The following is a 24,660-nucleotide window of genomic DNA, read 5'->3' as shown; positions in this document are numbered from 1 at the left end:
CGGTTTTTTGACTTTTAATCTGAGTGATTAGAAGCGGAATGTACCATTAATGCCAAAAGAATCAGCACCATCAGTAGTTGTATAGTTTACGCCCGCAGCAATGGCTGGAGTAAAGAATTTTTGAGCACGAACACCAAAAAGAGTATCTGACTCATCAGCAGTAGAATCAGCAATTGATACACCTACGCTTAATGTCGGATCAAGATAAAGATCTGCGCCTAAACGATAAGTTGTTTCATCACCCATATATGAGATACCTTCAAAATTGGCATAGTGATTACCAATTAAAGTCACATATTTGGCACGTAAAGATAAAGCAGTATCTTCACCTACGGTTACAGCATTTAAAAGGTTTGCAGTAAATCCATAGTTAGCAACTTGTACAGGATCTACATTTTCATTAGCTGCCCCAACAGCTAATAATAAACCCTCAATAGGTAAGTAACCGACTTCAAAAGCATAACCAGTATTATCTTCATCACCAAAATCGGTTTGGTTAAGAGCAGCGCTTACATAAAATTGTGTATTTGGAATAAAAAACTCGCCGTTGATCCCAAGTGCATCAATATCCTCATCTCCGTCGCCACTTGCATTAGCATAACCCAGACCTATATTGCTGGCTTTACTTAAGAACGCGGCTTCTGCTAACGGAGCATTTTTTACCTGAACCCCATTAAGATAATATTTACCATTAATAAAAATGGTGTCTAAATCCCCTAAATTCTCAATATCAGTGTTTTCATATCCAGCATTAATTTCAGCTTGATAAGCGTGAGTGGTTCCCAAAGTAGCAAGTAGTGCAGCAGAAAGAGCAATTTGTTTTAACATTTTAGAGTATCTCGGTTTTGTTATAAAAATATGACTGCTTCATGAACAGTTGTAACAAATTGTACAGTTTATATTCGCCCCGTCAATGTGCAAAAAATACCTAAATGCTTTATTTTAGAACAAAAAAATAGCCCATCCGAAGATGGGCTATTTCATTTAAATTATTTTAGATCAATTAGAAGCGGTACTTCGCAGCTACACCAAATGAGTTGTAGTCATTGTTACCAGCTTCACCGAAACCAACACGACCTTCAAGGCTAACTTGCTGGTTAAGGAATTTACGGGCATTGATGCCAAATTCACTTTGATCAGTTAAGTCATTGTTGTAGTAGTCAGCACCAACGCTTAGTGTTTTATCAATAAAGTAATCGGCAGCTAAGTTATACTCATCAAGATCACCAAATGAAGCACCTGCTTCTAGATTGATGTCATTACCGTTGCTTAATTGAGTAACATATTTTGCACGAAGTGTTGGATCTACACCGTCATCCTGATCATTATCCCAACCTTTTAAACCGGCTGCAATGAGTAAACCTGGAGCAGGGAGATAACCTACTTCTGCACTATATGTAGTTAAATCAGTATCGATAGTTCGTGGACCTAGATCAACTTCAGTATCGTTTTTAGCAATTCCTGCACCGATAAAGAAGTCAGTATTTGGAACATAGACTTCAGCATTTACACCATAGGTATTGCTTTCTACGTTATCACCTTGGTCTGCAAAAGTTGCTTGAGCACTTACATTACTTGCACGGTCAAGGAAAGCTGCTTCTGCAAGTGGAGCATTACGAGTTTGAACGGGGTTAAAGTAATAAGTACCATTTACACCTAAAGCGCTACCTGAACCGCCATTATCTGGGTCAACGTAAGCTGCTGCTGCGCCTACTTCGGCTTGGTATGCATTTGCTGTACCTGTTACTGCTAGAGCAGAAAGAAGTGCTGAAGCAATGGCTAATTTTTTCATGGATACTACCCCTTAAATTTATGGTTAAAATTAATACATTTTTTGTTACAAGTTTTAGTCTAGACCAAAATCAGATTGGGTCAATCCTCGCAAGGTTACTCAATGTTGCTAACGTAATGTTATGTAATTTTTTAATATTAAGTATTTGGAATGTATGAAATTATTTAAATGTTTTGTTTTATTAAGATTGTGGATAGTTCATGGATTTATGTGAATTTTTAATAAAATCTTTAGTATTTTGTAACAAAATAGAGAGTTAACATTAAAAAAACACCCTCATTTGAGAGTGTTTTTAACTGTTTATTTTATGACTTATTGCTCAATTAAAAACCATATGTTGCATTGATATTGAATGCCTGAACATCATCGCCAAAACCTACTTCACCACCCACTGCAAAGTTAGAATTAACGAAATATTGAGAACGAATTGAGAAGAAATCGACATCCTCTTCAGCATCATCTTGAATATGATATGCAGCACCTAAGCTAAATGCTTGGTCGAAATAATAGTCTGCAGCAATCGTTACTTCATCCTCATCGCCAAATGCAGCATCAGCTTCTACATTCAAAAACTGAGCTTTGTTATTGCGTATTAGCCCTCTAAAATTGCATCCATGCTCTGTGTTATAATTGACAGGTATTTAAGCCTAGTATTCTGATTGAGAGTAATTCACGTGGAAATTAATCCTTATCTAAACCAATTAAAAGACTTAAACGACCGTGGTCAAACACTACGGGGGTATCTTTGACTACGATCTGAAAAAAGAGCGTTTAGAAGAGGTTCTCCGCGAGTTAGAAGATCCGGCGATTTGGAATGATCAAAGTCGTGCACAAGCCATGGCCAAAGAAAAAGGCGAGCTTGAAAACGTACTCAATGTACTTGAAGGTTTATCGACGCAGCTAGAAGATGCGCAAGCGTTGCTTGATTTGGCGGTTGAAGCAGACGACGAAAGCCTGCTAGAAGATGTGCAGGCAGAATTAGATGCGTCTGAATCGGAACTGGCAAAACTTGAATTCCGCCGTATGTTCAGTCATCCCATGGATCCAAACCCATGTTATGTGGAAATTCAGGCGGGTTCTGGTGGTACAGAAGCACAGGACTGGGCTTCAATGCTGCTGCGCATGTATTTGCGCTGGATTGAACGTCACGGCTTTAAAGCGGAATTGATGGAAGAGTCTGACGGTGATGTTGCCGGAATTAAATCGGCGACCATTCGTGTAGAAGGCGACTATGCCTATGGTTGGTTGCGTACCGAATCCGGTGTTCACCGTTTAGTGCGTAAATCACCCTTTGACTCGGGTAACCGTCGTCATACTTCATTCTCTGCGGTGTTTGTTTCGCCTGAAGTTGATGACAATATTGAAATTGATATTAATCCTGCGGACGTTCGTACCGATACCTATCGCGCATCCGGTGCCGGTGGTCAGCATATTAACAAAACTGACTCTGCGGTACGTTTAACCCATGCACCGACAGGTATTGTGGTGGCTTGTCAGAACCAGCGTTCACAACACGCCAATCGTGACCATGCCTGGAAACAGTTACGTGCAAAACTGTATGAACGTGAAATGCAAATTCGTAACGATGCTGCACAGGCGCTGGAAGATACCAAGTCCGATATCGGTTGGGGTAGCCAGATTCGTTCATACGTACTGGATGATTCGCGTATTAAAGACTTGCGTACCAGTGTGGAAAGCTCGAATACCGGTGCAGTGCTGGATGGTGACCTGGATAAATTTATTGAAGCCAGTTTAAAACAGGGTCTGTAATTTTATTATTTGAAAAACAGAGGCTGGTCCTCTGTTTTTTTAGCTTTAAAATTTGGTCATTCGATGTTGATAAAACTCAATGATCAGACAATGTTAGAATAGAGTGAAGTTGTACAAGATTGCAGCAAATTACAAAATGAATATACAGTATCGATAAATTTCGATATTAATATCGTATAAATTCGATATAATGATTTTTGGTAAGGTGCTGATCATGACATGAGTGAAATGAGATGGACACAGAAGCGATTTATAAAGCCTTAGCCAACCCGATTAGACGTCAGATTCTGCAATGTTTAAAAGAACCTGAGCGTTACATTTCCACTGAAGAGTGCGGAAATGATTTTAGTCGTGGCGTGTGCGCAGGGCAGATGGAAAAAATTGCCGATATTTCTCAATCGACCATGTCCAATCATTTGTCGGTGCTGCAACAGGCAGGACTGATTCATGTGACCAAATATGGGCAATGGTCTTATTTCTCGCGTAATGAAGCACTGATCCAAGAATTTTTACAACATTTACAGCACGCGCTTTAGACTAAATCAGTCCAGGCAAGCTGTAAGAGGATTGCTGGATGACAGATTTTTCAACACCGATTCAATTTGGTGAACTTAAACTTAAAAACCGTGTCGTGATGGCACCATTAACACGTAGCCGTGCTACAACAGACCGTGTACCGACCGCAATGATGGCCGAATACTATGCACAACGTGCCAGCGCAGGTTTAATCATTTCAGAAGCAACAGTGATTTCTGAAGAAGCCAATGGTTATGAAAAAACGCCTGGCTTATTTAGCGATGTGCAAGTAGAAGGCTGGAAACAGGTGACTGATGCTGTGCATGCCAAAGACGGTTTGATCGTGGCGCAATTGTGGCATGTGGGGCGTGTATCACACCCTGATTTATTAAACGGTGAAACGCCGGTTTCTGCCAGTGATGTCAAACAGGCGGGTCATGTCAGCTTGCTGCGTCCAAAACGTGAATATGTGGTGCCACGTCCACTGGAAATTTCAGAAATTCATGCCATTACCGAGCAATATAAACAGTCTGCCATTCATGCCAAAGCTGCCGGTTTTGACGGTGTGGAATTGCATGCGGCCAATGGTTATCTGATTGACCAATTCTTGCAAAGTTCAACCAATAAACGTAGCGATCTTTATGGTGGTTCTGTTGAAAACCGTGCGCGTTTTCTGCTTGAAGTGGTGGATGCCCTGATTGAAGTCTGGGGTGCAGGTCGTGTCGGTGTGCATCTGGCACCGCGTGGCGATGAGCATGATATGGGCGATGCCAATGCGAAAGAAACTTTTGGTTATGTGCTAGAAGAACTGGGTAAACGTAACATTGCCTTCTTCTTTACCCGCGAATATTTGGCGGATGACAGCATTAGCCTGGACATGAAAGCGCGTTCAAATGGTGTGCCTTATATTGCCAATATGCGTTTAAGCCGTGACGATGCACTTGAATTATTAAGCTCAGGCAAAGCCGAAGCAGTGTCTTTTGGTAAGGCTTATATCGCCAATCCTGACCTTTTCGAGCGTCTGGTAGAAGATGAACCTCTGAATGAGGTGAAGTTTGAAAATATGATTGGTACTGATGTGGCAGAAGGCTATATCGACTATCCATTCTTAAATAAGCAGCTGGCTGAAAGCTAAGTTGATCGATCAATAAAGCAGAATAAATCATTGCACAGAGCAGAATTCATTAACATGTGAAGGCTGCTCTGTTATATTTTGCCGATTGAACACAATTTGAGGCAACTTGTTTGGCTACTCCTTTTTGGTACAACGCAGCATTATCAGTCATTAAACCATTGTATCAATGGCGGATCAAAAAACGTGCGTTGGATATGGAGCAATTGCAACAAGAGTGTCTTGAGCGTTTTGGACCATTCCAGCAGCCTAAAAACCTGCATGCAATCTGGTTTCATGTGGTCTCTGTGGGCGAAACCAATGCGGCACAGCCCTTAATCGAACATTATTTAAAATTGGGTCATGCGGTTTTAGTAACCAATACCACCAAGACCGGACAGGCACGGGCCAAATCCCTGTTTTTAAAAGCCCCCTATGAGCATCTGTTCCAGGCGGTGTATTTGCCTGCCGATCAGAAAAAATTAGTTCAGGCGTTTTATCAAAAATATCAGCCAAAATTATTGGCCTTGGTAGAAACTGAAATCTGGCCGAATTTAATTGATCAGGCCCAGCAATTTAAAGTGCCGTGTTTATTGATCAATGCACGACTTTCAGAAAAATCTGCCCAAGGCTACAGCAAGGTTCCAAGGCTTAGCCGAGGCATGCTCAGTGGTTTAGACCAGTTACTGGCTCAAGATCAGGCGACTTTAGACCGTTTCCTAAATTTGGGCATGTCTGAGAATAAAAGTCAGGTATTGGGCAGTATCAAGTTTGATATTCATGCCCCTGAAAGCTTTATTCAACAGGCGCAGCAACTGAAACAAGACTGGAATTTAGCAGCACGTAAAATCATCACCATTGCCAGTACGCATGCACCTGAAGAACAAAAATTACTCAACGCATTAAAGCCTTATCTTAGCCAATATCCAGAGATTGTAGTGATTGTGGTGCCACGTCATCCGGAACGTTTTGACGAGGTGTTTCAGGGTGCAAAAGACCTAGATTTAAATACTCAACGCCGCAGTTTAGGTGAAATTATTGAGCCGCATACCCAAGTGTACCTAGCCGATAGTATGGGTGAGATGTGGTTGTGGTACGCCTTAAGCCAAGTCTGCTTTGTGGGCGGTTCATTGAATGAACCGGGCGGTGGGCATAATATTTTAGAGCCGGTTGCATTAAATGTGCCGACGGTTTTAGGTAAAAATTACTTTAACTTCCAGACCATTGTTGATGAGTTTGTCGCTGTAGGCGGCGTTAAAGTCGTGAACGATGCAGAGCAGGCGGCGAAAGTTTTAATTGAACTGTTAAATGATCAGGTAGCTGCAGAGCAACTGAACCAGCAGGCACAGCAAATCATGCTTAAAAATACAGGCTCGTTAGCAAAGCATATTGCGGTGATTGATCAGTATCTTTAAAAATCATTTGGGACTAGAGCATTCACGACCTCAAAATTATGGTTAAGTTTCTATTTTTTTCGTGTAGGTCTTTTTACTTTTAAAAGATTAAAAGTAACAAAAATCTTTTGCAGTGCTGAAGGTACATCCTGTACCTCAGCACTGCTGGCGACATCCATGTCGCCTTCCGTGTATCGAATGATTGCATATTTTTTTAGTACAGGATTCTATGAACATCGTCCTTCTTGACCCACGCCAAACTGAATCAGAAATCTGGTCGATTAGCTCGAAACGTCAGCTTGAACATTTAAAACAGCATGTTGATGTGCAAGTCGGAGACACATTAAAAGTGGGGATTCGCGAAGGGAAACGTTACCTGACCGAAGTTGTCGAAGTGACCGAACAAGCCATAAAATTAAAACCAGTTAAAGAAGAAACTGTTCCGGTGAAACTAGCGGTGACTTTAATTGTGGCCATGCCACGTCCTAAAGTGCTACGCCGTTTAATTATGGACAGTGTCACGCTGGGCGTAGAGAAAATTATTCTTTTGCACAGTTATCGAGTCGATAAAAGCTATTGGCAAACGCCATTTTTACAGCAGTTAGATCAATATGTAACGCTGGGTCTGGAGCAAGCCGGGGATACAATTGCACCCCAAATTGAAATCTATAAACGCTTTAAACCTTTTGTAGAGGATGTACTGCCCAGTTTAGTTACAGCGGATTGTCCGGCCTATGTGGCCCATCCTTATGCAGAGATGAAAATGCCCTTTGCGATTGATCATCCATGTACGATTGTGATTGGACCCGAAGGCGGTTTTATTCCCTATGAGGTCGATTTACTGATAAAAAACGGCTGCCAGGCAGTAAGCCTCGGCAACCGTATTCTCCGTACTGAGACAGCTATTTCTTATGTTTTAGGTCGGCTGTTTAGCACGGGCTGAAGCATCTTCATGGCCTTCACCACGATAGACTTTGACTTCCTGTACTGGATAAGGAATAGAAACATTATGTTCGGCAAAGGCCTGAATCACCCGTTCCTGTACGGCACTGATCGACGTTCCCATACCTGTTTCAGTCGTATCGACCCACCAGAACGCTTTTAAGGTAATCGAGAAGTCAGCCAGTGCGATTACATTCACGCTAAACCCAGGCTGGCTCAGGATTGTTGGATCTTTATCCAGAATGGCAGTAATAATATCTTTGGCTTTTTGGATATCATCTTCATAACCAATACCGACCACAAATTCACAGCGGCGACGGGTATATGCCGTATTTACGGTCACTGCGCTGGTATAAACGGTTGCATTTGGAATGACGATACGACGTCCATCGGGTGAACGTAAAAAAGTTGCACGAATCTGAATATCTTCAACCGTACCTTCCATGCCCGATACGATAATGTCATCACCAATTTTGAACGGTTCACCCAGCAAAATCAGAATACCGGAAAGCAGGTTCTGGAAAATATCCTTGAACGCGAAACCGATCGCGACCGAACCAATCCCCAATGCGCTCATCAGCTGACCCGGGGTGAATCCCGGAATGGCAATGACCATGGCAATCAGGAAACCAAAGAACATGATGGCTGAACTACCGACCCGGTTGAGTACCAGAACCAGATTCTGTTTGGTATAGGTGCGGTCTGTTAAAGCTTTACGGACAAAAAATTTAAACAGTTTTGACAGTAAATAGAAAATCGTAAACACCACCAGCGCAATACAGATATAAGGTAAACGTTCCCAAAATGCCTCGACAAATTTGTCGATGGTCGAATAGGCATCATTGTATTTTGTGGTGTGTTCAAGCACGGTTTGTGCGGTTTTTTCGCCTGCTTCGTGCAACAGGTCTGAGGTGCCTTGGGTCACTTCACTCAAGGCATTGTTTTGTTCAGCCACTGGTTTTCCGAATCATAAAAATTATGCGCTATTTTGCCTGAAACTCAGCAATAATTTAACCAGCAATATGTGGCATTCCCGCTAGTTTTGTGAAAAAACTGTCAGCCTGTCTAAAAGTATTGAGTGCCTTTTTGGATCACTTCTTGCGGCATTTCCAGTTCACCGGCACCAAACATATACGACACGATGCTGCCTGAAGCCAGGAAACTTAACACAGTGATGATAATCATCAACCAGGCCAATATTTTTTCCCAGACCGGGGTTTCACGCGGCAGACCATAGTTGTTGATGCCTTTGGTGCCTGAACCCAAAAGCAGGTACAGACCCATAAAAATATTCAGCAGTGGCACCAGAAACAGCAAAATCAGCCAGCCAGTACGGTTCAGGTCATGCAAACGGCGTACCGTAATCACGATCAGGAAATAGATATACAGTACCAAAATCACCACGAAGCCGAGGCCTGCGATTCCTGTCAGAGTATTCACAAACTGATTGTCCACCGACAGGGTATTCAGGTTGAAAAGCCCCATGGTCAGGCTTAGTGCAATGGTGGCAAAGAAGGTAATTAAATGGACAAAGCCATACCAGCCAATTGAACTCAAACGACCGAAACGCCCTTCTGGAGAGAGCGGATTATCTGCCTTGACCGGTTGCGGTCGGGAAAAAAAAGGAGATGAGTCTTGCGGGTTCATATGCTTTTCCGGGTAAGAAGGAGGTAATAAAATGGAGGTTGTCGTAAAGCAGTGAAAGCATTTTCTTGTTAAATTATAAGATCAAATGAACAGATCAGATACGAACAAGATCATTTTTTTTGTTGTATACGATAAGCAGTCTGTGTTTTAACTTGTATAAACAAACTACGACCAAAGCATGATTGAAGCGGTTGAAAAATAATCGTCATACTGTGGGTATGCAGTCAATAAAATCAAGAACGTGGCATGGCATCTCGTGATGAGATGAAAAGAGCAAGGAAGTACCTATGAAAGAGATCTATCCTGTACCAGAAGAATTTAAAAAAACCGCTCGCACCAATGAGTCTGAATATTTCGAGCGTTATCAGAAATCCATTGATCAGCCTGATGAATATTGGGCAGAACAGGCCAACAAACTGGACTGGATTAAACCTTTTAGCCAAGTCAAAAACACCAGTTTCGACAAGGATAATTTCAAGATCGAATGGTTTGCCGATGGACAGCTGAACCTGAGTGCCAATTGTCTGGACCGTCATTTAAAAGAACATCCGCATAAACCTGCAATTATTTGGGAAGGCGATCATCCTTCACGGCATAAAATTATTTCCTTTAAAGAACTGCATGATGAAGTCTGCCGTTTTGCCAATGTACTCAAAAAACATGGCGTGACCAAAGGCGACCGTGTGGTGCTGTATATGCCCATGACCTCTGAAGCGGCCATTTCTATGCTGGCTTGCGCACGAATTGGTGCGGTGCACTGTGTGGTATTTGGTGGTTTCTCGCCAGACTCACTGGCCAGTCGGATTGAAGACTGTCAGGCAAAAGTCGTGATTACTGCCGATTCCGGCATGCGCGGTGGCAAGCCGATTCCACTGAAAGAAAATGTCGATGCGGCACTCAAGGTGCAGGGAACCGAGTCCGTTCAAAATGTGATAGTGGTGCACCGTACCGGCAACCCGATTGAACTTAAGGAAGGACGTGACCTGTGGTATCACATGGAAATCATGTCGGTCAATGAAATCTGCCCCCCTGAACCGATGAATGCCGAAGATCCTTTATTTATCCTGTATACATCAGGTTCAACCGGCAAGCCCAAAGGTGTGCTGCATAGCACCGGTGGCTATCTGACTTATGTGAACTCGACTTTCCGTGAAGTCTTTGATATCAAGCAGGATGATGTGTTCTGGTGTACTGCAGATGTCGGCTGGATTACCGGGCATTCCTATGTGCTATACGGGCCATTGTCGAACGGTACTACCACGGTGATGTTTGAAGGTGTACCACAATATCCGACCTGGGCACGTACCGGCCATATTGTCGACAAGCACAATGTCACCATCCTCTATACCGCCCCAACGGCAATTCGCGCCATGATGCGTGAAGGTGATGCCTTTGTCCGTGAGAGTGACCGCAGCAGCTTGCGTCTAATCGGATCTGTCGGTGAGCCGATTAATCCGGAAGCCTGGAACTGGTATTACACCGTGGTTGGTGAAAGCCGTTGTCCAATTGTCGATACCTGGTGGCAAACCGAAACAGGCGGGATTTTAATTTCACCCTTACCGGGTGCAACCGATTTAAAACCGGGTTCTGCCACCCGACCATTATTTGGCATCCAACCGGCGATCGTCGATGCTGAAGGGAAAGAGCTGGAAGGCGAAGCGGAAGGCAACCTGATTATCAAGGATTCCTGGCCGGGACAGATGCGCACCATCTGGGGCGATCCTGAACGTTTTATTGAAGCCTATTTCTCGACTTATCCAGGGACTTATTTTACCGGAGATGGTGCACGCCGTGACCGAGATGGCTATTACTGGATTACCGGACGGGTCGATGATGTATTAAATGTCTCCGGACACCGTTTAGGCACGGCAGAAGTGGAAAGTGCCCTGGTGGCACACGAGCATGTCGCTGAAGCTGCCGTGGTCGGCATGCCGCATGACATTAAGGGTCAGGGCATCTGTGCATTTGTGACCTTGCAGGCCGATTTTGAGGAATCTGACGAGCTGCGTAAAGAACTGGTCAGCTGGGTACGCAAGGTATTAGGACCCGTCGCTACACCGGATGCTTTGTATTGGGCACCCGCCTTGCCAAAAACCCGTTCCGGTAAAATCATGCGCCGCATTTTAAGAAAGATTGCTGCCAATGAGCTGGATACCTTGGGCGATACCTCAACCTTGGCAGATCCACAGGTGGTGGACAATCTGATTGCGACCGTCTACCCCGACAAGTAAGTCATTTTATTTATACCGCCTGTATTTTTCAGGCGGTATTTTTATTTTGCGTATAAGGACTGCAGGCATTGAGATAAAGCAGCAAAACATCATCTGCTAAGCTAAAAATATAGGAATAATCAGACAATATTATGAATGCTTCAACACCGTTAACCTCAGCTCAACCGATTGAGATCGCCCGACAACTGGCCGAACAGTTTGCAACCACTGCCGCAGAACGTGACAAGCAGGGTGGCAACCCAAAATCCGAGCGTGATTTAATTCGTCAAAGTGGCTTATTGGGTCTGTCTATTCCAACCCAATATGGTGGGCAAGGGGCAACGTGGAAAACAATTTTTCAAACCATTCAGACGATTGCTCAAGTCGATAGTTCACTTGCGCATGTTTATGGTTTTCATCATTTACTGATTGCAACGGTACAACTGTTTTCACAACCTGAACAATATGGCAAATGGTTTCAGCAAACTGCTCAGGAAAACCTGTTTTGGGGCAATACTTTAAATCCGTTGGACCGACGCACTACAGCAGTGAAAGTCTCTGAACATGAATATATCTTTCATGGTGATAAAAGCTTTTGTTCAGGTTCGATGGATTCAGATGTACTGCTTTGCTCAGGTTATAACGAGGATGGAAAATTACTGATTGGCGTGATTCCGACTGCGCGCGACGGGGTCAGTTTCTTGGGTGACTGGAACAATATGGGACAACGCCAAACTGACAGTGGCAGTAGTCATTTCGAGCAGGTCAAAATTCAAGAAGATGAATTGCTGCTCAATCCGGGACCGCTGAGTACGCCGTATTCGAGCTTACGCCCTTTAGTGGCACAGCTGATTTTTGTGCATATGTTCTTGGGCGTAGCCGAAGGCGCTTTTGAAACTGCAAAACAAACTGTGCAAAGCCAGAAAGCATGGTCAAAATCATTGGCTGAAAATGCAGTCAATGATCCATTCATGCAAAAGCACTTTGCCGAGTTTTATGTGCAACTGGAAGGGGTACGTTTACTGGCCAATAAAGCGGTAGAGACCTTGCAGAACGCTTGGGATATCGGCGAGAACCTAACAGCCGAGCAACGTGGTGAAGTCAGTATTGCCATTGCCACTGCAAAAATTGCTGCGACCAATACTTCGCTGTTTGTGACGCAAAATATTTTCCAAGTGATGGGTGCACGTGCGACCACAGCCAAACTGAATCTAGACCGTTTCTGGCGAAATGTGCGTACCCAGACGCTGCATGACCCGATTGATTATAAATATCAGGAAGTGGGCGAGTGGGTGTTGACCGGCAAAGTGCCTGATCCAAGTTTTTATTCTTGATTGAGCGCCCTATCCAAAACTCAAAAAGCCTTTAGATCAAGGCTTTTTTATGACTCGAAGCAAATCAAACTAAGACAAGAAAGCTTAACGCTGATGGATATTTTCCAGGGTATCCACCAAGGTTCGGGTCATCTGGTCAATTTCGTAATTTACTTCATCACCAACTTTGACATCTTTCCATGTGGTTAAACGAAGTGTTTCAGGGATCAAATCAATCGAGATTTCACTCGCTTGACGATCGACACGGTTGATGGTGAGGCTGCAACCATTCAGCCCTATAAAACCTTTTAGAAAGAAGTATTTGATATTGCCGTCTGGAATCTGCAGGTCAATGTGGAAAGTCTCACCGCGCTGTTCAAGAGCTTTAACAATTGCAGTGCCTTCGATGTGTCCATACAGGTTATGCCCGCCATTTTCTGCACCAACTTTGGCAGAGCGTTCAATATTGACCGCATCACCGACTTTTAAATTTTTTAAGGTAGTGAGTGCCAAAGTGACATCAGAAATATCAAAATGAATTTGATTCAGTGCGGCATCAATGGTGGTGACTGTCAGGCATACGCCATTGATGGCAACACTTGCACCAATAAAAACATCGGCAAAAAAGTGCTGCTGGTTGCTCACCACAATCGTAATAAAACCATCACCTTTTTTAATTTCAATGATTTTTTCCAAGCCTTGAACAATACCTGTATACATTGACATTTTCCTTATTCAGATGACTTCGATTGTAAGGAGCAATCTGGAATCTGACTACTGTATTTGCATAAAAAAAACCCTCAGGCCGAGTCCTGAGGGGATGAAGTGGGGTAAAGCATTATTATTATAATGGGATGGCTTAAGCTGATTTTGCCTGTAGCTGTTCGGCCTGCTTTGCTTCGAGTTCACGCACCAAAGGCAAGACCTTCTGACCAAAATATTCCACTTCTTCAATACAGTGCAAGAAGCCGGAAAGAACCAGGTCGACACCGATATTTTTAAGCAGCACAATACGTTCAGCAATTTGCTGCGGTGTACCAATCAGGTTGGTTTTAAAGCCATCGTTATACTGCACCAAATCTTCAAAGCTTGATTTTGCCCAGTTGCCTTCACCTTCAGCAGTGGATGCACCGGCTTCGCGGGTGGCATCACCGAAGTTTTTTACTGCCTTGATGTTGGCCTTGTCGATGATTTCTTGCAGCACGGCTTTGGCTTCTTCTTCGGTATCACGGGCAATAATGAAAGCATTGACACCAATTTTTACCTGATGGTTATTCACTTTGGCTTTTTCACGAATATCATCAATCTGTTTTTTCAGCTCTTCAGGCGTATTGCCGTTGGTGAAGTACCAGTCGGATACGCTTGCTGCCATATCGCGTGCTGCACGTGAACTGCCGCCCTGGAAAATCTCAACCGGCTTGTTTGGCAATGGCTGTGGACGTAGCGTGTAATCTTTAAACTGATAGAACTTACCATCAAAATTAAAGTGATCTGTATTCCAAATGCCACGTAAGCTGCGAATAAATTCTTCGGAACGGGCATAACGCTGATCGTGTTCTGGCCATTCTTCGCCAATTGCATCAAATTCACCACGGAACCAGCCACTGACCACGTTAATCGCGATACGGCCATTGGTCATTTGATTAATGCTGGCCAATTGTTTTGCTGCCAGAGCAGGTTTCCACGGTCCCGGTAAAATTGCTGCAATCAGTTTGATTTTTTCAGTTTTCGCCAATAGCGCATGACTAAAACTGACCGATTCATGCTGGTTTTCTGCGCCGTAGCTTGACGCAAAACGAATCTGGGTTAAGCCGTATTCAAAACCGCTTTTTTCTGCCGCTTGGGCTAAGCGGACATTGTACTCATAGCTCCAGTCGGTGCGCTGTTCGATGTTGCTGACCACGAAACCGCCGCTGACATTGGGTACCCAATAGGCAAATTTTACATTGTTGTCTTGCTGCGCTTGTTGTTGTGACATTTTTAAACCCTCGAGTTGGAAGCCGCTAATTAAGCGACTTGAGTCTTCGGTGATTTTTTGCTGTGCAAGCGTGATTCTGCTGCATCCAGGCTTGGCACTGCCGCAGAAGGAAGCACTTCTTCCTGCTCGATTTGTTTATTAATGCCCAGGTTTTGGTTGGCTTGTTGGGTTTTCTCTTTGACCACTTCTGCACGTTGACCTTTTGCCGGTGCCCATTCAAGAATTGGTAGCGCACGTGCTACGGCCAAAGTAATACGGTCACGCAAGAATTCGCTGTGAATGGTGTATTCAGGCGTGAAATCGCGGTCAGTCGCGTAAACACCGATTGGCAAAGTTTGTGCCTGGAAGAAGCTAAACAATGGACGTAACTGGTGTTCAAGAACCAAGGCATGACGTTCAGAACCGCCTGAAGCCGCAAGTAGCACAGGCACATCGACCAATGCGGTTTGTTCTACAAAATCGAAAAAGTGTTTAAATAAACCGGTAAATGATGCGCGGTACACTGGCGTCCCGACAATCAGTGCATCTGCTGCTTCTACGGCAGCCAAGTCATCTTGTACCCGCTGTGGTAATTGATTGCGGTAGATCGCACCGCCCATCAATTGACCAATTTCGCTGAATTTAATGAAATGGACATTAATCGGGGTGGCTTCACCCAGTTCGTCCAGAATCGCTTGAACCAAAGCTTCAGTTTTTGACGGGTTGTTCAAACCACCCGATACAGCAACAATATTTAAGGGTTTTTGTGTATTTAAAATAGACATTTTGGAATAACCTAAAACAATAAAATCTCGGAATGTGTTTATTAATCAACAGTTGGCATATGCTGTAAAATAAGCAAATACAGAAAAGTTATCTGATTTTAAGATATAACGAAAATTGTGATTAACTGGCGTTTTAAGGCTTGTTAATTATTTGATTTATAGGTTTATCTTGATTATTAATAAGCATTTTTCTTTAGACGATAAAATTTATATGAAAAAGTGATTAGATTGAAAGAAATTAAGAAAATACATAATTTTGCCAATTTGTGAGTGTGAATATCGGCTTAAATGTAAAAATAGTGAGATCTTGCATATCCTTAAATGCGTGACTATGGTTAGAATAGAAACCACTGTGCACAAGATCCTTCATGTCGCTTATGAATATTTTAATCGTTGATGACCATCCGCTGTTTCGTCATGCCTTAATTCAGGCCGTTCGTTACAGCTTACCGCAAGCTCAAATTCATGAAACAGCTGCAGTAAATGAGTTGTACGAACGCTTAGATAACGGACCAGAACCGGATTTGGTTTTATTGGATTTAAATTTACCAGGCGCTTCGGGCTTTTCAGCTTTGGTTCACGTCCGTGCACAATATCCCTCAATTCCAATTATTGTGGTTTCTGCGCATGAAGAAACTTCAATTATTCAACGTGCCATTGCGCATGGTGCAATGGGCTATATTCCTAAATCAGCACATCCAAGCCATATTGGCGAGGCGATTCGCCAGGTGCTGGAAGGTGACATCTGGTTACCGCCAAACTTGCCTGCCAACCTGAATTTTGATCCACGTGCCGCAGATGAAACTGCGCTGGCAGAACGTATTCAATCGCTGACACCGCAACAATTCCGTGTATTGATGATGGTGGCTGAAGGTTTACTGAATAAACAGATTGCTTATGAGCTTGATGTCTCTGAAGCAACCATTAAAGCGCATGTCACTGCCATTTTCCGTAAATTGAATGTACAAAACCGTACTCAGGCAGTATTGGCGATCAGTGCGTTAAATATTGAAGAAAAGAGAATGTAATCTGCTAAACCCAGCATTGAACGAAAAAGGTACTTGATGAAAGTGCCTTTTTTATTGCGAGGTTTATTGCGCGAGATGTTTTGAAATTCAAAGCCTTTAGTGTTTTAGATTAGGCGACGTAGCTTTGTCTGGGGGTATGGTCTGTGCAAAATAATGGATTTAATGCACATTGCAGATCATCAATTTGCTCTTGAGATACATATGCTTGTTCTTTTAGATATTCAGCCACGCTTTCATCTCGTAAACTTAAAAATGCCGCATCATATACGCCTAAATCGACAAATAAAGTCGCAGTTTCCAGACTGTTAAAACGGTCTAAATAGACATCACTGCCATACAGCAGGAAGATATGATCTTCATTGGCATGGGCATTTACCTCTAAGTGCTGTGCCAATTCCAAAGGTGGGGTCTTGATAAAAAGCAGATCAGACAATTCATCAAACTGGGTGGTATCGAGCAGATTCTCATCGGTTTTGACTTTGCCCAGCCATGCTTTAAAGACCAGCACCGCACCCCCGCGCAATAACATGCTCCAAATCTGGTGACGTACTGCATCGCTTAAGTCTTTAGATTCGGCTTTTAAGGACTGGATCAGCTTATCTTCTTGTTCAGCAAGTCGGTCAAATAAACCCAAGCCTTGCGGTTTATAGGCAGCAGGACTGAATACATCAAAATTCAATTCATCAAACACTTGTAATGCAAGCGGAACCGCACTTTGATACAAGGTGTTTAATGCCTGAATATGTGTGTCTTTCAAGTGGCTGGGCTTGAATAATTCAGTCCATTGAATTTCAGGTAACAGGGCATTGGCACCATATTGACGGTAAAATTGTTGCGATTGATCTACGCCATGGCTTCTGGCTTCAGAAATGTTCATCTTAAACTCCTGGATTTTTCTATGATGATCAGTTTCTTGGGCAGTGTTTTGATGTACGTACTGATACAGAAATTAAACTGATCATTTGTTGCTCTCATATATGAGCCAGGATGGCGACGAACGGAATACGACTAAAGTTATAGAGTGGCTTTTTATTAAAAAAATACCTTTAATAATAATAATTTGCGAAATTGTAACTAATTATACAAGTGTATATTTGAATTTTGATGTTCTTTGCCATAGAAAATACAGGGTTGGAGTTTTTGGTCAATACAACAGACCTGAAAATAAGACTTTTTCAACAGTTTTGCCTAGGTGGAAAATTAAATTGCCAGTACGCGTAACTATAGGTGTTTTTGTGTAAAAAAACGTCCATTTCAGCAAGGTGAAATGGACGTCTGATTTTACAGTTTAGGCTTAGGAGTTAGAGATTTTTAATCCCGATAACCATGAACGAAGTGAGGCCGGTTTTAACGGTTTTTTCAGCAGCACAATATTCAGTTCTTTCAAATGTTGTGGCAGTTCAGGATCTGAATCTGCGGTAATCAATGCCACAGGAACTTGCTCTTGACGATTTTCCAGAATGAAATCGAGACCAATTTTACCGTTATTCAAATGCTGGTCGACCAGCCACACTTGAATGTTTTCTTGCTGAATCAGTTCTAGCGCCTGTTCAGGTTCCGTCGCTTTAAACACTTGGTAACCCCATTTGGTCAGCAAGGTCGACATGCCTTCCAGAATGGTTTCATCATTGTCCAGGCATAAAATTTTATAGGCTTTGCTTTTCAGCGGAATTGCCTGGACTGGTGTTGCCACCACTTTCGGTGCTTCCACAATCGGCACTTCAATCATGAAGCAAGAACCTTTGCCATATTCAGAATAGACGTGTACCGGGTAGTCCAGCAGGCTGGTCATGCGTTGCACAATGGCTAAGCCGAGTCCCAGACCTTGCTCACCCCAAGGCGAGGTATGACCGCAGCGTTCGAACTCCTGAAACAGTTTAATGCGCTGTTCTTCTGCAATCCCCGGACCGGTATCCCAAACCCCAATACGGATATTGTTGGGTTTTTCTGCAGAACGCAGAACACCGACAATCACCTTGCCTTTAGCGGTATAACGCAAGGCATTGCTGACAAAGTTTTGAATAATACGGCGAATCCACTGCGGATCGGTATCAATCCAGAACTGGGCATCATGCACACTGAGTTTAATGCCACGTTGCGCCGCAATCGATTTAAATTGCAGTTCCAGGTCACTGAGCAAGTCATGCAGGGGATATGATTGACGCTTGGGTTGAATGGTACCCCCTTCTAAACGCGCAATATCCAGTAGGGCAGACAACATGCTTTCTGCACCATGCAAGGCACGATCCAGTTGTTGTAATGTCTTGCGGTCTTCATCCGACTGCACGCTTTGTTCTAAAGCTGTACTAAACAAACGCGCGGCATGCATCGGTTGTAACAAGTCATGACTGGCCGCTGCAATAAAGCGACTTTTCGACATATTGGCGCGGTCGGCTTGTTCGCGTGCCAGTTGTTGTTCGGAAAGCGCATTGGCAAGCTGCTGGGTTCGATCCTGAACGCGTCCTTCAAGCACCGCTTCATTTTCACGGAATGCGGTAATGTCGGCAAAAGTGGTGACGAAACCACCGCCTTCAATCGGGTTGCCACGCATCTGAATCACCCGGCCATCTTTACGGATCCGTTCAAATTCATGCGCGCTGCCCATAGCCATCCAGTGAATCCGTTTACGTACGTGTTCTTCAACTGAACCCGGACCGCATTCACCACGTTCTGCGTTATAGCGAATTAAATCTGCAATTGGACAGCCGACATAGACAATGTCTTTTGGATAATCGAACAGTTTAAGGTACTGATTATTCCACGCCACCAGACACATATTTTCATCAACCACACTCACCCCTTGGGTCATATGGTCAATCATGGTCATGATCAGGTTTTGGTTAAAACGCTGCCATTGCGATGCCTGATCCAGAATGTTCGCCACCTGACCGAGGGCTAAACCATTATTCACCATTGCAGTGGTGAGCAGGGTACGTGCGGAAGCTGAACCGATGGTTCCTGCCAGATATTGCTCGGTGAAGCGCCACCACATGCCGTTGGCACTGCTATTTTCATTCAGGATGACATTGTTTTGCGCACAGAATTGGCGGAAGGCTTTTGTCGTGGGGCCTTCGCCAGTAATCCGTTTGGCGAGGGCAATTAAATCGCCCACTTTGAGACGGGCAACATCATGCTGCAGGTAATTAATGTCACTGGTTGTACTGTGGGAGGGTAAGGGCTTGGTTTCATAATAGAAGAAACTTTCCGCTTGAATCTGCTCTGCAATACTGGGACGGAAAATTCGAGATACCCAAACATAGAGCAGGATATTCAGACCTAAAGACCAGACCACGCCATGGGTCAATGCTGCAAAAGACTGAAAACCGAGCAAGGCTTCTGGACGTAACCAGTTAATTCCAAAAGGCCCGAGGCTCAGCAATTGCTGGGTAAACTGACTATATTCCGCAGGCAAGCTACGCAGCACAGTTGGAAATAGCAAGGTATATGCCCACATCACAAAGCCGGTAATCAGACCTGCATAGACCCCTTGCTTACTGCCGCCACGCCAATACAGTCCACCAATCAGGGCAGGGGAGAATTGTGCCACTGCACTAAACGCGAGCAAGCCAAAAACAGAGAGTTGGTCAATGTCATTAAAGAAATGGAAGAACAGGAAACCCAATAACATGACGGCTAAAATGCAGATGCGACGGGTAAATTTCAGTACCAAAGGCAGACGTTTATCGTGACGTGAAAGGATGCCCGTGCGCCAGAGTGCCGGCATAATCAGGTCATTACTGAGCATGATCGACAAAGCGACCGAGGACACCAACAGCATGCCTGTTGATGCAGAAAAACCACCCAGGAAAGCCAATAACGTCAACCAGTCCTGGTTATAACTGAGCGGCAAGGACAGAACAGCCACATCGGGAATGGCTAAAAATTGCGGTGCGGCATGTAATGCCCAGCTGGCAATTGGAATAATCGCGATGGTGGTCAGAATCAGATAAGTGGCAAACCAGCGACGTGCCCCACGAATATGTTTTTCATCGCGTAGTTCAACTACAGCCACATGGAATTGGCGCGGCAAACAAATGACCGCCAGTGCTGCCAATACCGTTTGTACCCAAAACGTTTCCGGCACACCAAACAGTTGAACTTCTTTAAAGGTATCAGCAACATCGCTTGAAATTTGTTTTAAATTGTCCGGAGAATCAAACACAAAAAACAAGGCAACACAGAGTAAAGCAAATAATTTAACAAAGGACTCAAACGCAACCGCCAACATTAAACCGCCATGTTGTTCGGTATTGGCAATTTGCCGGGTGCCAAAAATCATGGCCAAAATGGCCAATACCCCAGTCAAGAACAGCACGCCATTGGTGGTGCTTTCTATGCCAGAGTCCTGTTGCAGAATCACCGCAGCACTTAAGGCAATCGCTCTGAGCTGCAAGGCCAAATAGGGAATAATGGCGATGACGGCAAGAATGGTGACGAGGGAGGCCAATGTCCCGCTTTTGCCATAGCGAGCTGCAACAAAATCGGCAATGGAGGAAATGGCATGATGCTGACGCACTCGGCCCAAGCGTCGCCAAATATCGTATCCGACTCCGACAAAGATCAAGGGTCCCAGATAAATGGGCAGGAAGATAATGCCTTCGCGAACAGCGGCACCGGTTGCGCCATAGAATGTCCAGGATGAACAGTAAACCCCTAAAGTTAAACTAAAGAGTAGCATGCGACCACGGGTACTTAATCGACTCGCGTGTTTTTCCCCAAAAAATGCACAAATAAAAAGTAATGCGATATAGAGGGCGAGAACCCCGATAATGAGCCAGCTGTTCATATTGCCTACAGTGTAAAACTATATCGTAATGATACCCTATCTGATAATCTGACCAGTGTAATTGGTTAAAATTTAACGACCAAAGTATTAATTACAACTACCCAACAAGATTGTTAAGTTATACAACGTAATAATTCGAATTAAAAAATAGTGCCTAAGGCTGGGCGCAAACAGGAGCATGGGTTATGGATGAGAGACAGGTAGAGCAAATTCTACAGAATCCGAAATTTAAACAGATGGTCAGTAAAAAAAGCACACTGAGCTGGACACTTACAGCAATTATGTTGTTCGTCTACGTGGGTTTTATGCTGCTTGTTGGTTATAACAAAGAATTCTTGATGAGTTCTTTTAGCGGTGGTGTAACAACGTGGGGAATGCCACTGGGTCTAAGCATCATCGTATTATCATTTCTACTTTGCGGTGTGTATTCCTATATTGCGAACAATAAGTTGGATCCATTAACACAAGAAGCAATGAGAGAAGTAGAAGCAATTGCCAAAGAAAAAGGACCGCACTAATATGAAATGGAATTCATTGAAGGCTCAAGCCCTTGCAGCATTAACGCTGCTAATGTCGGGTATGGCCATGGCTGGCCCAGATCTCGGAGCCGCTGAACAGCAGGCAACCAACTGGCACGCGATCATTATGTTCGTGATCTTTGTTGCTTTCACATTGGTAATTACCAAGTGGGCAGCGAAGCAAACCACCAGTACCACAGATTTCTATACTGCCGGTGGCGGGATCTCAGGTTTTCAAAATGGTTTAGCGATTGCCGGTGACTATATGTCAGCTGCGTCGTTCCTGGGTATTTCTGCACTGGTGTTCAGTTCAGGTTTTGACGGTTTACTTTACTCACTGGGTTTCATGGTGGGTTGGCCAATCGTATTGTTCCTGGTGGCTGAACGTCTACGTAACCTCGGTAAATTCAACTTATCTGACGTAGTGTCTTTCCGTTTGGAAGAAAAACCAGTACGTACTTTGGCTGCGATCAGTTCACTGGTTGTGGTTGCGTTCTACCTCATCGCTCAGATGGTTGGTGCAGGACAGCTGATCAAACTGTTGTTTGGTTTGAACTACAACATCGCAGTTGTGATTGTTGGCTTGCTGATGATGGCTTACGTGATTTTCGGCGGTATGCTGGCAACCACTTGGGTACAGATCATCAAAGCGGTGATGTTACTTTCAGGTGCAACCTTCATGGCATTTATGGTCATGAAAGGCGTGGGCTTTAGCTTCACTGAAATGTTTGAACAATCGATTCAGATCTTCTCTAAAGTACATGATGTCAGTTTGGCTGAAGCCGGCAATATCATGGGACCAGGTAAGCTGGCTGCAAATCCGATTGATGCAATCTCGCTCGGTCTTGCATTGATGTTTGGTACTGCAGGTTTACCGCACATTTTAATGCGTTTCTTTACAGTGAAAGATGCGAAAGAAGCACGTAAGTCAGTGGTGGTTGCAACAGGTTTCATTGGTTATTTCTACCTTTTAACCTTCATCATCGGTTTCGGTGCGATCATGTATGTATCGAATAACCCGCAATTCCTTGATGTAGCGAAAATGGCCGTTACTGGCAAGTTAGAGCTTGTGGGTGGTAACAACATGGCTGCGGTGCACTTGAGTGATGCGCTTGGCGGTGACCTGTTCATGGGCTTCATTTCAGCGGTGGCATTCGCAACGATTCTTGCCGTAGTGGCAGGTTTGACCTTGTCTGGTGCTTCAGCAATTTCACATGACTTGTATGCAAACGTATTCAGAAAAGGCCGTACTACGCCTGAATCTGAACTTCGCATGTCAAAAATCGCGACTTTAGGTCTTGCAATTTTTGCGATGATTTTGGGTATTTTGTTCGAGAAACAAAACGTTGCCTTCATGGTCGGTTTGGCATTCTCTGTAGCTGCATGTGCCAACTTCCCGGTACTTGTGCTGTCAATGTTCTGGAAAGGCTTGACCACGCGCGGTGCGGTGATTGGCGGTGTGGTAGGTCTAGGGCTTGCAGTGCTGCTGATTGTGCTGTCTAAAGCCGTTTGGGTAGATACATTAGGCATCTCTGATACACCAATCAATCCGTTTAATGGTCCTGCAATCTTTGCAATGCCATTGTCGTTCTTCTGCTGCTGGTTGTTCTCGGTGACTGATAATTCAGCACGTGCACAAGCAGAGCGTAAAGCATTTGACGCACAGTATGTTCGTTCAATGACAGGTATTGGCGCATCAGGTGCATCTGATCACTAAGACTTAAAATTGACAAGATAAAGAAGTCCCTGCGGGGACTTTTTTATGGTCTGAAAATTCAAGATGAGCTTTATTAAAGAATATTGTTTTGAATTTAATTCGTTTTTTAAAGCTGATTTTTTATTTTGCACATATTGTCCCGAAATTTAATCTAGCGCATGAGCTAACGAATTCTTTTCGATGATTTTTATCTAGGTTTTCATCCAACTCTTCATCCAGATATTCATACAAATGTGTCATTCGTATGCTCGCTCATTCATGCTAAGTTGATCCGATCAAAAAGAAAGAAAACAGCATGATAAACAAAAAACGGCAATCTCTTGGAGTGGTAAATGCAGGCGCTTATTGATGTGTGGAAAATTTTTCGTTTATTACCTTCAGCATGGCTGATCTTGCTGCAATTTATCATTTTAATATTATCTGTAGCGGGCAATTACAGTACCACTTATCGGACTTTGACCTGGCTTTTAGGGGTTCTGGTTTTACTGGTCATTGCCAAGGTCATCCGGCAAACACCGATGTTTACGATTTTAGGAATGAGTTTTGTCGGTGGTGCGGTCATTTTTTCTTCAATGATTTTATTGGGCCTGGATTATCCCATGATTCAAGTGATTGCGCATGGTTTCGAGGCTGCCGCTTATTTTAGTGCCGCCTATGGTTTATTGCGTTATATGTTTGAAGACCGTTACTTAACCCGGGATGAGCTATTCGCTGCCGCTGCGGTATTTACGCTGCTTGCTTGGGGTTTTGCCTTTTTATATAACATTTGTCAGCTACTGGTGCCGGATAGTTTTCATAATCCAAATATGAGCGGTTTACAAAGCTGGCTGAATTTATTGTTTTTAAGTTTTAGTTTACAGTCGGCAACCGGCTTGTCTGATTTAATGCCGATGAGTGCACCTGCACGTGTGTTGGCAATGCTGCAAATGTTTTTTGGTGTCATGTACTTGGCACTGATTGTTTCGCGTTTAATCGCCCTGCAATACATTGCCTATTTACCCAATCAGAATAAGACCAATAAATAATCTAAAATTGTGACTATGTTACAGGAATGTAACTGCATGACTTGTGTCATTAATTTATGATGTGTTTGAGTTTTAATTTAGTTCTGCTTAACTCGTCTTTTATTTATCTTTCGATAAATGCTCTGTTTGACCATTTGGTCTATCCCATT

General features: G+C 43.7%; 21 protein-coding genes. 11 read left to right on the top strand and 10 right to left on the bottom strand.

Features of this window, described 5'->3' with window-relative positions; all coding sequences use genetic code 11:
- Positions 1–27: 27 nt before the first annotated feature.
- From E0H81_RS11325 to E0H81_RS11315, 3 genes are all read right to left on the bottom strand, one after another.
- Complete coding sequence (locus E0H81_RS11325) at positions 28–828, bottom strand: putative porin (protein WP_131318989.1); 801 nt, start codon at positions 826–828, stop codon at positions 28–30.
- Between the two features lie 175 nt (positions 829–1,003).
- A complete protein-coding gene (locus tag E0H81_RS11320; RefSeq protein WP_131267741.1) occupies positions 1,004–1,792 on the bottom strand; it encodes a putative porin in 789 nt (262 codons plus the stop codon).
- A gap of 323 nt (positions 1,793–2,115) precedes the next feature.
- A complete protein-coding gene (locus tag E0H81_RS11315) occupies positions 2,116–2,361 on the bottom strand; it encodes a hypothetical protein (protein ID WP_205677724.1) in 246 nt (81 codons plus the stop codon).
- A 105-nt stretch (positions 2,362–2,466) separates the two neighbouring features.
- Here E0H81_RS11315 and prfB point away from each other — a divergent pair.
- From prfB to E0H81_RS11290, 5 genes are all read left to right on the top strand, one after another.
- Positions 2,467–3,562 (top strand): peptide chain release factor 2 gene (prfB, locus tag E0H81_RS11310; protein WP_131267739.1). Its coding sequence is split into 2 segments (ribosomal slippage): positions 2,467–2,538 and positions 2,540–3,562, totalling 1,095 coding nucleotides; the frame shifts between segments, so codons are not numbered across the junction.
- Between the two features lie 233 nt (positions 3,563–3,795).
- Positions 3,796–4,098, top strand: a complete 303-nt coding sequence (locus E0H81_RS11305; protein WP_131267738.1) for an ArsR/SmtB family transcription factor — start codon at positions 3,796–3,798, stop codon at positions 4,096–4,098.
- A gap of 38 nt (positions 4,099–4,136) precedes the next feature.
- Positions 4,137–5,213 (top strand): alkene reductase, encoded by a 1,077-nt coding sequence (locus E0H81_RS11300; protein WP_131318987.1) that lies wholly within the window; start codon positions 4,137–4,139, stop codon positions 5,211–5,213.
- 110 nt (positions 5,214–5,323) lie between these two features.
- A complete protein-coding gene (locus E0H81_RS11295; RefSeq protein ID WP_131318985.1) occupies positions 5,324–6,604 on the top strand; it encodes a 3-deoxy-D-manno-octulosonic acid transferase in 1,281 nt (426 codons plus the stop codon).
- Between the two features lie 208 nt (positions 6,605–6,812).
- The gene (locus E0H81_RS11290) at positions 6,813–7,526 is read left to right on the top strand and encodes a 16S rRNA (uracil(1498)-N(3))-methyltransferase (protein ID WP_131318983.1); all 714 of its coding nucleotides are present in this window, start codon (positions 6,813–6,815) and stop codon (positions 7,524–7,526) included.
- Here E0H81_RS11290 and E0H81_RS11285 read toward each other — a convergent pair.
- Together E0H81_RS11285 and E0H81_RS11280 are read right to left on the bottom strand one after the other, a co-directional pair.
- Entirely contained in the window at positions 7,500–8,480 is a 981-nt protein-coding gene (locus E0H81_RS11285) for a mechanosensitive ion channel family protein (RefSeq protein ID WP_131318981.1), read from the bottom strand. The genes E0H81_RS11290 and E0H81_RS11285 overlap by 27 nt on opposite strands.
- Before the next feature lie 110 nt (positions 8,481–8,590).
- Entirely contained in the window at positions 8,591–9,172 is a 582-nt protein-coding gene (locus E0H81_RS11280) for a DUF805 domain-containing protein (protein ID WP_131267733.1), read from the bottom strand.
- Positions 9,173–9,459: 287 nt separating this feature from the next.
- Here E0H81_RS11280 and acs point away from each other — a divergent pair, with 287 nt between their 5' ends.
- A complete protein-coding gene (gene acs / locus E0H81_RS11275; protein WP_131318979.1) occupies positions 9,460–11,403 on the top strand; it encodes an acetate--CoA ligase in 1,944 nt (647 codons plus the stop codon).
- A 131-nt stretch (positions 11,404–11,534) separates the two neighbouring features.
- Positions 11,535–12,716 carry an acyl-CoA dehydrogenase family protein gene (locus tag E0H81_RS11270; protein ID WP_131318977.1) on the top strand — a complete coding sequence of 394 codons (1,182 nt, stop codon included), beginning with the start codon at positions 11,535–11,537 and terminating at the stop codon, positions 12,714–12,716.
- Between the two features lie 84 nt (positions 12,717–12,800).
- Here E0H81_RS11270 and E0H81_RS11265 read toward each other — a convergent pair whose 3' ends face one another.
- From E0H81_RS11265 to msuE, 3 genes are all read right to left on the bottom strand, one after another.
- Positions 12,801–13,415, bottom strand: a complete 615-nt coding sequence (locus E0H81_RS11265) for a riboflavin synthase subunit alpha (RefSeq protein ID WP_131318975.1) — start codon at positions 13,413–13,415, stop codon at positions 12,801–12,803.
- Between the two features lie 139 nt (positions 13,416–13,554).
- Entirely contained in the window at positions 13,555–14,673 is a 1,119-nt protein-coding gene (gene sfnG / locus E0H81_RS11260) for a dimethylsulfone monooxygenase SfnG (RefSeq protein WP_131318973.1), read from the bottom strand.
- Between the two features lie 29 nt (positions 14,674–14,702).
- Positions 14,703–15,437, bottom strand: coding sequence for an FMN reductase (msuE, locus tag E0H81_RS11255; protein WP_131267728.1), 735 nt, complete (start codon positions 15,435–15,437; stop codon positions 14,703–14,705).
- A 377-nt stretch (positions 15,438–15,814) separates the two neighbouring features.
- Here msuE and E0H81_RS11250 point away from each other — a divergent pair, with 377 nt between their 5' ends.
- A complete protein-coding gene (locus E0H81_RS11250) occupies positions 15,815–16,465 on the top strand; it encodes a response regulator (RefSeq protein WP_067725655.1) in 651 nt (216 codons plus the stop codon).
- Positions 16,466–16,574: 109 nt separating this feature from the next.
- On the opposite strand, the gene E0H81_RS11245 is transcribed toward E0H81_RS11250, so the two are convergent.
- Positions 16,575–17,342 carry a hypothetical protein gene (locus tag E0H81_RS11245; RefSeq protein WP_131318971.1) on the bottom strand — a complete coding sequence of 256 codons (768 nt, stop codon included), beginning with the start codon at positions 17,340–17,342 and terminating at the stop codon, positions 16,575–16,577.
- A 417-nt stretch (positions 17,343–17,759) separates the two neighbouring features.
- The gene (locus E0H81_RS11240; protein ID WP_131318969.1) at positions 17,760–21,251 is read right to left on the bottom strand and encodes a hybrid sensor histidine kinase/response regulator; all 3,492 of its coding nucleotides are present in this window, start codon (positions 21,249–21,251) and stop codon (positions 17,760–17,762) included.
- Positions 21,252–21,436: 185 nt separating this feature from the next.
- Between E0H81_RS11240 and E0H81_RS11235 the strand changes: the two genes are divergently transcribed.
- From E0H81_RS11235 to E0H81_RS11225, 3 genes are all read left to right on the top strand, one after another.
- The gene (locus E0H81_RS11235; protein ID WP_131267725.1) at positions 21,437–21,769 is read left to right on the top strand and encodes a DUF485 domain-containing protein; all 333 of its coding nucleotides are present in this window, start codon (positions 21,437–21,439) and stop codon (positions 21,767–21,769) included.
- Between the two features lies 1 nt (position 21,770).
- Positions 21,771–23,486: a cation acetate symporter gene (locus E0H81_RS11230; RefSeq protein ID WP_131318967.1), complete on the top strand. Its 1,716-nt coding sequence runs from the start codon at positions 21,771–21,773 to the stop codon at positions 23,484–23,486.
- 332 nt (positions 23,487–23,818) lie between these two features.
- Positions 23,819–24,511: an ion channel gene (locus E0H81_RS11225; RefSeq protein WP_131318965.1), complete on the top strand. Its 693-nt coding sequence runs from the start codon at positions 23,819–23,821 to the stop codon at positions 24,509–24,511.
- The last annotated feature ends 149 nt before the right edge of the window (positions 24,512–24,660 follow it).

The organism is Acinetobacter terrestris (genome assembly GCF_004331155.1).
In the GTDB taxonomy this organism is placed as follows: Bacteria; Pseudomonadota; Gammaproteobacteria; order Pseudomonadales; family Moraxellaceae; genus Acinetobacter; species Acinetobacter terrestris.
The sequence above is the reverse complement of the archived record's forward strand: the minus strand, read 5'-3'. Positions and strand labels throughout refer to the sequence as shown.